Annotated in this window: 13 protein-coding genes; all 13 read left to right on the top strand. The window is 47.6% G+C overall.

The genetic code is table 11. The annotated features are described in order from the left end of the window. Positions 1-3 precede the first annotated feature (3 nt). The 13 genes from QTL79_RS07130 (at position 4) to miaB (ending at position 13,114) form a co-directional block, all read left to right on the top strand. Complete coding sequence (locus QTL79_RS07130; protein ID WP_346354266.1) at positions 4-1,260, top strand: competence/damage-inducible protein A; 1,257 nt, start codon at positions 4-6, stop codon at positions 1,258-1,260. A 17-nt stretch (positions 1,261-1,277) separates the two neighbouring features. Further along, on the top strand, positions 1,278-2,879 hold the full coding sequence (locus tag QTL79_RS07125; RefSeq protein ID WP_346354265.1) for a DEAD/DEAH box helicase: 1,602 nt from the start codon (positions 1,278-1,280) through the stop codon (positions 2,877-2,879). A gap of 81 nt (positions 2,880-2,960) precedes the next feature. After that, positions 2,961-4,001, top strand: coding sequence for a recombinase RecA (recA, locus tag QTL79_RS07120; protein ID WP_346354264.1), 1,041 nt, complete (start codon positions 2,961-2,963; stop codon positions 3,999-4,001). Continuing rightward, entirely contained in the window at positions 3,976-4,449 is a 474-nt protein-coding gene (locus tag QTL79_RS07115; RefSeq protein ID WP_346354263.1) for a regulatory protein RecX, read from the top strand. Before recA ends, QTL79_RS07115 begins: the two co-directional genes overlap by 26 nt. A 221-nt stretch (positions 4,450-4,670) precedes the next feature. Beyond that, positions 4,671-6,191 (top strand): ribonuclease Y, encoded by a 1,521-nt coding sequence (rny, locus tag QTL79_RS07110; RefSeq protein WP_346354262.1) that lies wholly within the window; start codon positions 4,671-4,673, stop codon positions 6,189-6,191. Positions 6,192-6,316: 125 nt separating this feature from the next. Then, on the top strand, positions 6,317-6,772 hold the full coding sequence (locus tag QTL79_RS07105; RefSeq protein WP_346354261.1) for a hypothetical protein: 456 nt from the start codon (positions 6,317-6,319) through the stop codon (positions 6,770-6,772). 18 nt (positions 6,773-6,790) lie between these two features. Next, positions 6,791-7,570, top strand: coding sequence for a TIGR00282 family metallophosphoesterase (locus QTL79_RS07100; RefSeq protein ID WP_346354260.1), 780 nt, complete (start codon positions 6,791-6,793; stop codon positions 7,568-7,570). A 130-nt stretch (positions 7,571-7,700) separates the two neighbouring features. Next, complete coding sequence (locus QTL79_RS07095) at positions 7,701-7,961, top strand: stage V sporulation protein S (RefSeq protein WP_346354259.1); 261 nt, start codon at positions 7,701-7,703, stop codon at positions 7,959-7,961. Positions 7,962-8,038: 77 nt separating this feature from the next. Beyond that, positions 8,039-9,505: a leucyl aminopeptidase gene (locus tag QTL79_RS07090; RefSeq protein ID WP_346354258.1), complete on the top strand. Its 1,467-nt coding sequence runs from the start codon at positions 8,039-8,041 to the stop codon at positions 9,503-9,505. Beyond that, positions 9,499-10,305 (top strand): PHP domain-containing protein, encoded by an 807-nt coding sequence (locus tag QTL79_RS07085; protein ID WP_346354257.1) that lies wholly within the window; start codon positions 9,499-9,501, stop codon positions 10,303-10,305. Before QTL79_RS07090 ends, QTL79_RS07085 begins: the two co-directional genes overlap by 7 nt. An 87-nt stretch (positions 10,306-10,392) precedes the next feature. Next, on the top strand, positions 10,393-11,217 hold the full coding sequence (locus QTL79_RS07080) for an Asp23/Gls24 family envelope stress response protein (RefSeq protein WP_346354256.1): 825 nt from the start codon (positions 10,393-10,395) through the stop codon (positions 11,215-11,217). A gap of 21 nt (positions 11,218-11,238) precedes the next feature. Then, positions 11,239-11,592: a DUF3870 domain-containing protein gene (locus QTL79_RS07075; RefSeq protein WP_346354255.1), complete on the top strand. Its 354-nt coding sequence runs from the start codon at positions 11,239-11,241 to the stop codon at positions 11,590-11,592. Positions 11,593-11,782: 190 nt separating this feature from the next. Continuing rightward, the gene (gene miaB / locus QTL79_RS07070; RefSeq protein WP_346354254.1) at positions 11,783-13,114 is read left to right on the top strand and encodes a tRNA (N6-isopentenyl adenosine(37)-C2)-methylthiotransferase MiaB; all 1,332 of its coding nucleotides are present in this window, start codon (positions 11,783-11,785) and stop codon (positions 13,112-13,114) included. Positions 13,115-13,125 lie beyond the last annotated feature (11 nt).

The raw sequence follows: 13,125 nt of genomic DNA, 5'->3' as shown, positions 1-13,125 counted from the left end.
ACGATGATCGTCGAGATTGTATCTACCGGAACAGAATTGTTGCTTGGACATATCGTAAATACCAATGTCGCTTTTCTTTCCCGGCAGCTTAATAATTGCGGCTTTGACGTATTGTACCAGTCCACTGTGGGCGACAACCGGGAGCGGATGCGCAATATACTGAAAATCGCACTGAAGCGAGCCGATATCATTATCACCTCAGGCGGTCTCGGCCCTACACAGGGTGATATTACGAAAGAGGTCATTGCGGAATTATGTCAGAGACCTTTAGAACTTCATCAAGCGAGTCTAAAGCGAATCGAAGATTATTTTGTCAAGCGCGGCACGCCGATGGCTGAAAGCAATCGGCGACAGGCGATGCTGCCTAAAGGCAGCGTCGCATTGCCGAATGATGTCGGTACTGCTCCCGGCGTCGTTTTGGAACAGGATGGCAAATGGATTGTTAGCCTGCCGGGGCCGCCGCATGAGTTGGAACACATGTTTCACCATCAGCTGGCACCGTTTCTTAGCAGGAATTTTGACAACCAGGGGCATATCATATCGCACATTTTCCACACTTACGGCATTGGCGAATCGTTGCTCGAAGAAAAAATGATGGATTTGATTCTTGAGCAAGACAATCCTACGCTGGCGTTATTGGCACAATCGGGCGAAATTATTATCCGCTTGACTGCAAAGGCGGCAACTGAAGAAGAGGCGAAAAGCAAACTGTGTGCCGCTGAAAAACAACTTCGTGAACGCATTGATCCATACATATGGGGCTGCGACGAGGAATCGGTAGAAGAAGTTGTTGCAGCGTTGTTAAAAAAGACAGGTTCGACGATTGCGTTTGCAGAATCATGCACCGGTGGGTTGACCAGCCATCTCCTAACGAACATAGCAGGCAGTTCTGCGTATTTGAAAGGAAGCTTGGTTTGTTACAGTGAGGAGAGTAAGGTTCAGCATCTGGCGGTTGAATCGAATGTAATTAAGACGAAGGGCATAGTCAGCCAAGAGGTGGCAAGGCAGATGGCAATCGGCGTTACCAAGATGTTTAACACCGAGTTCGGCGTGGGCATTACTGGTTGGGCCGGACCGGCAAATGAGAGTGAAACGGCAGATAAAATCGGCACAGTTTCGATTGCGGTTACGAATTCTCAAGCTCAAATGCTAAGCGAAACATTTTCTTTCCGTGGCGACCGCATGGAAGTGAAAACAAGGGCGGCAAAAGCTGCTTTGCATTTAATTAGACAATTTATTAAGCAAAAAAAATATAACTAATAGGAGGATTTATCATTTTGACAAATCAACAACAAGAAAAACAACTGTTCGGTAACATTTCCCTAAGTAAAAAGGTCATCGGGGCATTGGCAGCCATGGGATTTGAAGAGCCGTCTCCGATCCAAAGCCAAACCATTCCACAAGTGCTTGCGGGGTGCGATTTGATCGGTCAGGCACAAACCGGTACTGGTAAAACGGCGGCATTTGGTATTCCAATTGTGGAAAAACTGAATTCGGAGAAAAAATATGTCCAAGCGCTGATTTTGACTCCGACGCGTGAATTGGCTATTCAGGTTTCAGAAGAAATATCCAAGATTGGTGCATTGAAGCGTATCAGGGCTGTGCCGGTTTATGGCGGACAGCCGATTGACCGTCAAATTCGTGCAATCAAAGCCGGCGCGCAAGTCGTCATCGCAACGCCGGGGCGTTTGCTTGACCACATCCGTCGTCGTACGATCAATTTTTCACATCTGACAATGGCCGTACTCGATGAATCCGATGAAATGATGGACATGGGATTTATCGATGATGTCGGAGAAATCCTTGGCGCGTTACCGCAGCCGCGACAAACGCTACTTTTTTCTGCGACGATGCCGCGCGAAATCTTGGAGTTGGCCAACAAGTTTATGGACAACCCGGTTACTGTGGCGATTAGCCGCGAAAGAGTCACTGTTCCCTCCATCGAGCAATACTACTACGAATTGAATGATAAAACGGAAGGCCTGTGTCGTGTACTTGATACCGAAGACACTGGCAAGACGATTATTTTTTCGCGCACGAAGAAAGGCGCGGACGAATTAGCAATGGCGCTTAAAATGCGTGGTTATGCTGCGGAAGCGTTGCATGGTGATTTGAGCCAAAGTCAACGTGATCGTGTTATGAAAAATTTCCGTTCAGGAAAACTTGAAATTCTTGTTGCAACAGATGTTGCGGCTCGCGGCATCGATGTTGACGACATCACGCATGTATTCAACTACGATATCCCACAGGATCAAGAATCCTATGTCCATCGTATCGGCCGTACTGGCCGTGCCGGGCGCAAAGGCATTGCAATCACGTTCATCACACCGAAAGAATTTAAACAATTGAAGTTGATCGAGCGTTTCGTGAAGACCCGTATCTTCCGCCGTGCGCTGCCGACTCCGGCTGACGCGCTAGAGCGCCAAAATGATTTCCTGAAACAGCAGTTGCGTAGAGCAATCGAATTGGGTTTTGCCGATATTTACAGTGAAATCGCTGCTGAATTGGCACAGGACTTTGACCCGGTTCAATTGGCCGCAGCTGCACTGAAACTTTCCTATGAAGGATTTGCAGCGCCTGAACAAAAACAGCGCGAAGAAGAAGGGCATGATTTCAGCAATACCGGTGCGCGGGCAGGTATGGTCCGTTTGTTCATCAACATTGGTCGTGCGCAAAATATCCGTTCGGAAGATTTGGTCAAACGCATCGCGGAAGAAGCGGACATCAAAGGTGCTGATATCGGCATGATCCGTATTTATGATAAGTTTACTTTTGTAGAAGTGCCGCAGGAAGTAGGCGAACGCGTTTGGTCCGTCATGCATCGCAATACGGTCAAAGGCTATAAGATCAATGTTGAACCGGCTCGAGCGAGACAATAATAATAGACGTGCTACCTTGACAATACGAACAAATGTTTGTAGAATGAGAGTGTGAGATTTGACAAGGGGGCTACTGGGAAAATGGATAAATTAAAAGCTTTGGAAATGGCGATGCGCCAGATAGAAAAGGATTTTGGCAAAGGTTCGATCATGAAACTAGGCGAAGCGGCCGCGAAAATGAATGTCGAGGTGATTCCGACTGGAGCGTTGTCGCTAGATATTGCCTTAGGCGTCGGCGGAATCCCACGCGGTCGCGCCGTGGAAATTTACGGCCCGGAATCTTCCGGTAAGACGACGGTGGCGTTGCATGTGATTGCCGAAGCGCAAAAAGCAGGCGGCTTGGCCGCGTTTATCGATGCTGAACATGCACTCGACCCAGCTTATGCCAGACGCCTTGGTGTCGATATTGACAATCTTTTAATATCCCAACCGGATCATGGTGAGCAGGCGCTCGAAATCGCTGATGCGCTTGTGCGCAGCGGCGCGATCGACGTGATTGTCATTGACTCGGTAGCCGCACTTGTTCCCAAAGCGGAAATCGAAGGGGATATGGGCGATTCCCACGTCGGACTGCATGCGCGATTGATGTCTCAGGCGCTGCGCAAATTGACGGGCATCATCAGCAAATCTCGGACGACGGCTATTTTTATCAATCAGATTCGTGAAAAGGTCGGCGTTATGTTTGGCAATCCGGAAACGACGACCGGCGGTCGGGCTCTCAAGTTCTATTCCTCCGTTCGTTTAGAGGTTCGTCGTACGGAAAGCATCAAACAAGGCAATGATGTGGTTGGCAACCGGACTAAGGTAAAGGTTGTAAAAAATAAAGTGGCTCCGCCATTTCGCCAGGCTGAATTCGACATTATGTATGGCCAAGGGATTTCGCATGAAGGGTCGCTGGTTGATTTAGGAACCGATGCCGAAATCATAAACAAGAGTGGCGCTTGGTACTCATACAATGATCAGCGAATGGGACAAGGGCGTGAAAACGTAAAAGACTTTTTACGTCAGAATCCGGAAGTTGCCAAAGAAATTGAGGCTAAGATTCGTGAGTCGCTGATCGTCGGACCTGCACAAGTTGTGCCTAGCGAAGCGGTTGATGATGAAGTCGATCTCGCGGAATAGTTGTTGGAGCGTAGCGGTTGCTTTACTGGCGAGGCGTGCTTGCAGCAATTGGGAAGTCCTTCAATATCTCAAGAAGCGCGAATATGAAGCCGAAGAGATTGCGAGCGTGATTAATCGATTGCAAGAGTATAAGTATCTTGATGATGAGGAATTTGCTTGGCAGTTGGCTCGAAAATACAGCGGACGTTATGGTTGGCAGTATGTTGTTATGAAGCTTCGCCAAAGAGGCGTTGATGATTCTGGAATTTTGCAACGCTTACGTGATAAAGTCGATGAAAATGTCGAAATAGAAAGCGCACGTCAGGTTATTAAAAAAAATGAGAAGAGATGCTTAGTTGCAGGTGTTTTTGCTTGGCAAAAAGCGGCACGGTTGCTGCAAAATCGAGGATATTCAATGGCAGTCATACGGAGAACATTACATAGTATTCCTGAGGCAGATCTTGATTAGCATTAGCTAAGCAGGGTCTGCTTTTCCTTTGAGTTGACAATAATTTAGGACAACTTGACACTCTATTGAAAAACATTTACAATTGTAGTAGTAAAAGATACGTTTAAATATCACTATGATTAATTTTGCAAATGGTGTAACAGCAAGTGAGATTAGCTGTTAGTGGAAAAATTTGAAACAAGAATGTAAGGAGGTGTGGTGCTATAGACCTCGAGACAATTGTGACAGCGGCTGCCGTTGGGGCCGTTGGCGCTGGTACCGGGTATTGGATTCGGAAACGGATTGCAGAAGCCAAGATTGTATCAGCGGAAGAAGCGGCGAAGAAAATTATGATGGAATCAGAGCGGGCTAGTGAAGCTAAGAAAAAAGAAGCTCTGGTAGAGGCTAAGGAAGAAATCCACAGATTGCGCAGTGAGGTAGAACGCGAAACGAAAGAACGTCGTTCGGAGCTGCAGCGTCAAGAGCGCCGATTGGTGCAAAAAGAGGAAAACCTTGATCGGAAAATGGATTCTCTTGAAAAGAAGGAAGAAACTCTTGCGTATAAAGAGAGTGAGTTGGATAAAAATCAGGAAAAGGTTGATGAATTATACGCCAAACAGTTGGCGGAGCTTGAACGTTTATCCAGTTTGACGTCAGAAGAAGCGCGAAATTTACTCTTGGCTAATGCCAAAGAAGAGATCAAGCACGAGATGGCGATCATGATTAAGGATTTAGAGCAACAGGCCAAAGAAGATGCGGACAAGAAGGCGCGCGAAGTTATTTCGCTGGCGATACAAAGAGTTGCTGCCGACCATGTTGCAGAAACAACTGTTTCAGTTGTAAATCTGCCGAATGATGAAATGAAAGGCAGAATCATTGGACGCGAAGGACGCAACATTCGTACATTGGAAACGTTGACCGGCATTGACTTAATCATTGATGATACTCCTGAAGCCGTTATTTTATCAGGCTTTGATCCGGTGCGCAGAGAAGTTGCGCGCGTTGCTTTAGAGAAATTGATTGCCGACGGCCGTATTCATCCTGCTCGTATTGAAGAAATGGTTGAAAAGGCACAGAAGGAAGTCGAACAAAAAATTAAAGAAGCTGGCGAGCAAGCCACATTTGAAACCGGCGTACATGGTTTGCATCCAGAAGTGATTCGTCTGCTGGGGCGCTTGAAATATCGCACTAGCTATGGTCAAAATGTCCTGAAACATTCAGTTGAAGTTGCTCATTTATCAGGCGTAATGGCAGCTGAACTGGGCGTCGACATTATGTTGGCCAAGCGTGCAGGCTTGCTGCATGACCTTGGCAAAGCGGTTGACCATGAAATGGAAGGCCCACATGTTACATTGGGGGCTGACTTAGCGAAGAAATACCGCGAATCGGCCGAAGTGGTCAATGCAATTGGCGCACATCATGGCGATGAAGAACCGAAGACTGTTCAAGCGGTTCTGGTTGCTGCGGCGGATGCTATTTCAGCGGCGCGTCCGGGTGCACGCAGAGAAAGCCTTGAGAGTTACTTGAAGCGATTGACTCGTCTGGAGGAAATTGCAGAATCTTTTGAAGGCGTTGAAAAATGTTTTGCCATTCAAGCGGGACGTGAAGTTCGCATCATGGTAAAGCCGGATAAGATTGACGATGACACGGCTACGTTGATGGCGCGTGACATTGTAAAGAAAATTGAAAATGAACTGGAATACCCAGGTCAAATTAAAGTGACAGTGATTCGCGAGACGCGTGCTGTTGATTACGCTAAATAATTGTAGGAAAACGACCTCAAGTGAGCGAGGTCGTTTTCCTCTTTCACTTTGGGAATAACAGAGGTGATTTGATGCCTTCATACATGCAAAACGATGAATTTGCTTCGGATGGGGTGAATTTGTTAGTGTCTTTGCTAGTCCGTTATCCGGAAATTGCAAGTCTGGCTTTTGAACCACGGCGAAATTCGATAACGATGAAATTTCTTTTTCTACAGTTGGCCGACGAGGAAATGTTGCGTGTGAATTTCTTAGAAGAATCATTGGCTGCGTTTTATGAACTGGTGAAAGTTCGACCGCTGCTCTGCAACATCCAGCTTGAATTCGAGGGGAAGCTAACCGTTCTGAACGTGGAACGTGATGTTGCAACAATTAGTAAAAGTGAAATTGTTTTGCTGGTTACGATTTTGCGTGAACAGATTCAAGGCCTGTTAGTCTCGGATATCGTAGAACAGCAGCTTGAAGAAGCAGGGTTTCATGAAGAATTAATTGAGAATATGTTGAACAGCATCAAGAGCAACTATGGAGGTCAGGGACTGATTGGAATTCGCGAAGAAGGTCGGGTGCTGGTTTTTAATAAATAAATGATCAGGTGATATGGAATGAATATATTATTTATTGGGGATATTATCGGTAATCCAGGGCGCAGGGCTGTAGCTGCGTTGCTGCCGGAGCTGCGCCGAGAAATTTCGCTTGATTTTATTATAGCGAATGGCGAAAATTCGGCAGGAGGCGTAGGCATTACCAAACCGGTATTTGATGAATTGCGTTCTTATGGAATCGATGTGGTCACGACGGGCAATCATATTTGGGATAAGCGGGAAATCATTCCTTCGATGGAGACAGAAACACGTCTTTTGCGTCCGGCTAATTATCCTCCGGGCACACCGGGGCGCGGTTGGGAAAGGTATGCCTGCGGTTCTTTGACGATCGGCGTTGTCAATCTGGCGGGGCGTGTTTATATGCCGCCAGTCGATTGTCCTTTTCGTCAGGCCGACTTGATCATGGCTGATTTGTCTGACTGCGATCTGATTTTTGTTGATTTTCATGCCGAAGCAACTTCGGAAAAAATTGCGTTAGCCTGGCATCTTGCTGGTCGGGCTACTGCGGTAATCGGAACGCATACCCATGTACAAACGGCAGATGAACGTATTCTTCCCGGCGGCACGGCCTACATGACCGATGCTGGAATGGTCGGAGCGCGGGATTCTGTGCTTGGCGTCAAATCGGAAGCCGTGTTGAGGAAATTTTTGACAGGTATGCCGACGCGTTTCGAAGTAGCAGATGGTTTGGTGAGCTTTAATGCGGTACTGTTGGAGTTTGATCTGCAACGCAAAACGATAAGTGGAATCAAACGTGTGAATAGAGAAGTGAATACTTAATATTAAAAATATTTAAAACATTAACAGGGATTTTTTGGGTCTATCCCGAATAAACTGACACTATAGGCTTGATAGGCTTGAGTCTTCATCTTTATTGCTTTGCAACAATTAAAGGAGGGCACATGAAAACATGGAAGTCTTAAAAGTGTCAGCAAAATCAAATCCAAATTCTGTAGCAGGGGCATTAGCGGGAGTTTTGCGTGAGCGCGGCGGCGCCGAGATGCAAGCCATCGGTGCAGGCGCTCTCAATCAGGCGGTAAAGGCCGTCGCCATTGCCAGGGGATTCGTTGCTCCACACGGGGTGGATTTGATCTGTATCCCGGCATTTACTGACATTGTGATTGACGGCGAAGATCGAACGGCAATGAAATTAATTGTTCAGCCGAGGTAAGACGAAAATAACCTGTTCACTGAACAGGTTTTTTTTATAAAGATTTTTGAAGCTATGTTGAAATTGGGGAGGGTAATATGATTATAGTAACGATAGAAGTTGAACGGCAAGTAAAAGAGGCTGAATGCCTCGTGGCATTATTAACGAAAAAGCTAACAGTAACGCTTGAATTGCCGGGAGTACTAAAAGAAGATGAGCGGCTTTATAAGTATGGCGAAACGACTTTTTTTTATTATGAGAGCGAAGGTCAGATGCGCAAGTCGATGCTTGTTGGCTTGGATAAAGGGACTGCAGCATTGTCGAACGAAGAATTACGTTGTTGTGGCGGTAAATTGGCTCATGCACTAAAAACGCAACAGGTGGCGCAAGCAATCTGTCCGTTGCAGGCAGTTGGCACCATCAACGAGGGGAAAGAGAATGCATTTCAGAGTTTCTTCGAAGGCGTGCTGCTGGGAGATTATGAGTATGACCGTTATAAGACGAAGCAGAAGAGTCTACTAGTAACGACGCTTGTCATGACGGTTTTTCCAAGTGATCTGAGCATGGTTAAAACGGCGCTAGATCGCGCAGGCGTCATTGTGGATAGTGTAAAGTGGGCACGCGATCTTGCGAATGCGCCGGGAAACGATTTGTTGCCGCTGCAGATGGGGAAGGCGGCTCTTGAGCGTTTCAAGAATGGTGTTGTGGAAGCCGAACTGTTAAAGGAAGATGATTTGAAAAGGGAGAAAATGGGCGGTATTTTGGCAGTCGGACAGGGTAGTAAAAATCCTTCCTGTATGATTATCTTACGCTATCAGGGCAATCCAGCTACAAGCGAAGTTTTAGCTTTAATTGGCAAAGGAGTCACGTTTGATAGTGGTGGTTTGTCGCTTAAACCAGGCGAAAATATGGGAGCGATGAAAGGCGATATGGCTGGCGGTGCTGTGGTGCTTGGCGCGCTTGAAGCAATTGCAAGGCTGGAATTAAAATGCAACGTCGTAGCATTGATTCCTTGCGCCGAAAATATGCCTTCCGGCAATGCGTTCCGACCGGGCGATATCGTGACGGCCATGGACGGCACGACGATTGAAATTATCAATACCGATGCCGAAGGACGCCTGTTGTTAGCAGACGCAATCAGCTATGCACAGCGTCTTGGTGCGACAAAAATAGTAGACATTGCGACGCTAACCGGTGCCTGTATGGTTGCGCTTGGAAAAGTGGCGGCAGGTGTGGTTGGCAATGAACCGGCTTGGGCGGAGAGGCTACTGCGTGCTGCCGAGACAAGTGGTGAAAAAATGTGGCAGTTTCCTTGTTATGAAGAATATGGCGAAATGATTAAGAGTCCGATTGCAGATTTAAAGAACACTGGCGGCCGCTGGGGGGGAGCAATCACGGCAGGCGTGTTCCTCAAACACTTTGCCAAGGAAATTCCTTGGGTACATATTGATATTGCCGGCCTTGAAATGAGTGATAAGCAATCCGCTTACTGTGTTAAAGGTGCAACCGGGTTTGGTACGCGGACTCTGATTCAACTGGTAAAGGATATGGAATGCTCATGCTAGTAGACCTGCATATTCACACAACGGCTTCGGATGGTCGATTGTCACCTCGCGTAGTTGTTGACCAGGCGAAAAAATGCGGCATTGGCTGTATTGCGATCACTGATCATGATACGCTCGCCGGATATCTGTCTCTTGAGAGAAGCGGACAATCGGATGTCACGATTATTCCTGGGATAGAATTCAGCACGGACTTACCCAAGCATGAGGTGCATATCTTAGGTTACGGCATTAATAGTAAAGATGCAGAATTATGCCGCTATATAGAGCTGCTGGCGGAGTCGCGGCGGAGGCGTGTAGCGAAAATGATTGCCAAACTGCAGAAGCTCTCCTTTGAGATCGAAGAAGTCGATGTAGCCAGATGTGCCGGCAAGGCGATTTCGCTCGGACGCCCGCACGTGGCGCAAGCCTTGGTTGACAAAGGGTATTTCGCATCTTCGCATGAGGCGTTTGAAGCTGTGTTAGGCAAAAATAAGTCGGCCTATGTGCCACATTACAAGCTAACGCCGCAGGAAGTAATCGCCTTGATTAAAAATTCGGGCGGCGTACCGGTTTTGGCGCATCCAGGTCTGGTGGGGTGTGATACGGTGGTGATGCAACTGATTCGTGATGGGATAAAAGGCTTGGAAGTCTATCATCCGAAACACAGCCGGATGGAATCAGAACATTATCTGGAATTGGCAGAGCAATACGGACTGATTGTCAGTGGCGGTTCAGATTATCATGCAATTCCCGGGCGTTATCCGGAGACTTTGGGAGAATTTAGGATTGAAAAGGCATGGCTACGCAGATTTCCTTGGTAGCAATCGTTTTTGTTGGCAAACGCTATTGACAAGGATCAGAAACGACCGTAATGTTTATATATAAGATGACGGTGCAGGAGAATCAATATGGATGTCATAGCCCTTGTTGGACCCAGCGGGACTGGAAAGAGCCATCGTGCACTGATTGTGGCGCATGAACATAAGGTGGACACAATCATTGATGATGGACTTTTGATTAAGGATAGTAAAATAGTCGCGGGAAAATCTGCCAAAAAAGAACCAAGCAAGATTATGGCGGTGCGACGTGCTATTTTCATGGAAGAGGAACATGCGCGCGAAGTGCGTGAAGCCATCAAGGAAGTCACGCCGGAGAGAATTCTGATTCTTGGGACATCGGACAATATGGTAGGTAAAATTGCACAAATTCTCGAGTTACCTGAAATCAGCCACATTGTTAGGATTGAGGAGATTGCAACTCCGGCTGAAATTGCTAAGGCGCGGGAAAGTCGGTTAAAAGAAGGCAAGCATATTATTCCAGTACCGACAATCGAATTGAAGCCTCATTTTTCTGGATATCTAATCGACCCCCTCGATATTTTCTTTAAGAAATCGAAGGCGTCGCGACGCAAGCTGGGTGAAAAATCGATTGTGCGTCCGACCTTCAGTTATTATGGAAAACTGCTAATCTCTGATTCAGCGATTGCCCGGATCGTAGACCACGTGGCAACCAGTGAAGCGGGGCTTACTCGGACCAGTCATATTGTCATCAAATATTCGCGCGAAAGGGAAAAAGGAATCTCGATTACTCTGGAAATCACAATTCGCTACGGTAATGCGATTTGGGACGTCGCGCAACGGGCGCAGCAGAGGATTAAGAAAATGGTAGAGCAAATGACAGGCATGGTGGTTAGAGAAGTCAATATTGCTGTCAAACGTTTGAGTACAGAGTAGGAAAAGAGGATGAAAACCGTTATGCAACAGCGAATACTATTTTCTGGTTATGCAAAATTGCCGACGGGAATTACCGCCAGCGAAATATCAAGCGTGGTTGGAGTAATGGCTGTGATTGATGTCGAAAAAGGAATCATCATCGAAGCGGATTGTACCCTGGCCACTGAGCTGGCGCGCCGCCATGTAGCCGAGGCAATTGGAGGCTATTCGTTGCAGGAAGGAATTGAACCGTTGGTACAGGTTATTGAGCGAATTTATCAGGGAAATGCTAAACGTGCAATTATCACTGCGTTGCGCATTATCCACGACAAATACCGTAGCTTTCTGGAAGATCAGTTTGCTGCGCTGGAAGTGCCGGCGCTGCCAGTTAAATAAGAAAATTTACTTCTGGCAAGAACTGAAAAGGAAGAGGGCGTGTTTTTTCGCTAGTCTTTAAGATAAAAACAGGATATCCTCTGATTCTAATAAACCAAGCTTTGGAAGGGGCTTGGTTTATGCGCGTTATACCTGTATAATATACTGGATAATAACTATTAATAATAAAAATTTAGGAGTGCTTATATAAATGACGGAATCTAGTGTGAAGAAGTATCTCAACATTACTTACGGCTGTCAGATGAACGAAAACGACTCGGAGCGCTTGAGCGGCCAGCTTAGGACGCTTGGCTATGAGGCGACGGAGGGTTTGGATGAGGCCGATGTCGTGATCATCAATACCTGCTGCGTCAGAGAAAGCGCGGAAAAGAAGATTTACGGCAAAATTGGCGAGCTGAAGCGCTATAAGACGCTCAATCCGAACCTGCTGGTTATTGTCGCCGGCTGCATGGCGCAGAAGGATCGGGAGAAGCTGTTTAAAAAGGCGCCGCATATCGACGTCGTGCTGGGAACGTACAATACGCATACGCTGATCGAGGTCGTGCGCGAATGGCAGGAAAACCGCGCACCGATCCTAGCGGTTTGGGAGCAGGCGGAACAGATGACGGCCGATGTGCCGTCTGTGCGCAAGAGCTCAATCGTCGCCTGGGTACCGATCATGTATGGATGCAATAATTTTTGCACTTATTGCATCGTTCCGTATGTGCGCGGGCGGGAACGCAGCCGCAGCAAGGACGAAATCGTCGCGGAAATCCGCCAGCTGGGCCGGGACGGGTTCAAGGAGATCACGTTGCTTGGTCAAAACGTCAACTCCTACGGCAAGGATCTCGGCGTCGGCAATTCGTTCGCCGATCTGTTGGCCGCGGTCGACGAGGTGGAAGAAATCGAACGCGTTCGCTATATGACTTCGCATCCGCGCGACATGAATGAAGACGTCGTCAAGGTCATCGCGAACAGTAAGCGAATATGCCGCCAGTTCCATCTGCCGGTGCAGGCGGGCAGCAATGACGTGTTGAAGCGGATGAACCGCGGCTACAGCCGCGAAGATTATCTGGAGCTGGTTTCGATCATCCGGCGTTATCTGCCGGAAGCGACGCTCAGCACCGACGTCATCGTCGGCTTCCCTGGTGAGACGGACGAAGATTTTTCTGAAACGCTGCGCCTGTTCCGCGAAGTCGAGTTTGACGCGGCGTACACGTTCATTTTCTCCTGCCGTTCGGGAACGCCGGCGGCCACGATGCCCGATCAGGTTCCGCTCGCGCTGAAGAAGGCCCGCTTACAGCAGCTGATGGATCTTCAGAATGAAATCAGTTTGAAGCGCAATCGATTGTTGGAGGGAAAAACGGTAGCGGTGATGGTTGAAGGTGAGAGTAAAAATGATGCGAGCCGTCTCGTCGGCCGGACTGACGGCAACAAGCTCGTGCTTTGGAAACGCGACGGCAGTGAAGTAATTGGACAATGCATCGACATTGAGATTGAAAAGGCGCAGACATGGCTGCTCAAAGGGCGGGTAAAACGTTGACAGGAGAGACT

Source organism: Azotosporobacter soli, from assembly GCF_030542965.1.
GTDB classification, from domain to species: domain Bacteria; phylum Bacillota; class Negativicutes; order SG130; family SG130; genus Azotosporobacter; species Azotosporobacter soli.
Note: the sequence above shows the minus strand (reverse complement) of the source record. Positions and strands in the feature narration are given on the sequence as shown.